General features: G+C 38.9%; 1 protein-coding gene. It reads left to right on the forward strand.

The genetic code is table 11. The features are described 5' to 3' along the window. The coding region (locus BHC51_RS05265; RefSeq protein WP_143558786.1) for a calcium-binding protein at positions 1–999 on the forward strand (999 nt) is incomplete at both ends.

A 999-nucleotide genomic window follows, 5' to 3' on the forward strand; every position in this document is an offset into this window, starting at 1 on the left:
ATGGCGGCGATGGCAATGATACATTAAATGGTGGCAAAGGTAACGATATTCTTAATGGTGGTGCCGGTGATGACACACTATGGGGCAAAGAAGGTTACGATATCATCAATGGTGGTCCCGGAAACGATACTCTCTATGGCGGTGACTGGAACAAAGATCGGTATATTTTTCAGCGTGGACACGGACAGGATCTAATTGAGGATTTTGAATTTGATTCAGCAGTTCCCAAATATAATGACATTGTATTTGAAAATGCAAAACTGGCTGATGCAGTGTTCTCGCGTTCCGGTAATGATCTTGTGATTCATGCCTATGCTAATGAAGATTCGGTTACTTTTACCAACTTTTTTAATTATCAGATGCACACCCGTGCCTTTAATTTTATCTTTGATGATGAATCCATCAATTATCAAGAATTAATTGATAATGGTTATATCTTTACTTTACATGGTAATGGCACGCTTAATGGCTGGAAAGGGAAAGATATCCTTAATGGCGGCGATGGCAATGATACATTAAATGGTGGTGAAGGTAACGATATTCTTAATGGCGGCGATGGCAATGATACATTAAATGGTGGCAAAGGTAACGATATTCTTAATGGTGGTGCCGGTGATGACACACTATGGGGCAAAGAAGGTTACGATATCATCAATGGTGGTCCCGGAAACGATACTCTCTATGGCGGTGACTGGAACAAAGATCGGTACATTTTTCAACGTGGACACGGGCAGGATCTAATTGAGGATTTTGAATTTGATTCAGCAGTTCCCAAATATAATGACATTGTATTTGAAAATGCAAAACTGGCTGATGCAGTGTTCTCGCGTTCCGGTAATGATCTTGTGATTCATGCCTATGCTAATGAAGATTCGGTTACTTTTACCAACTTTTTTAATTATCAGATGCACACCCGTGCCTTTAATTTTATCTTTGATGATGAAACCATCAATCATCAAGAATTAATTGATAATGGTTATATCTTTACTTTACATGGTA

Source organism: Snodgrassella alvi (assembly GCF_002777745.1).
Lineage (GTDB): Bacteria > Pseudomonadota > Gammaproteobacteria > Burkholderiales > Neisseriaceae > Snodgrassella > Snodgrassella alvi_D.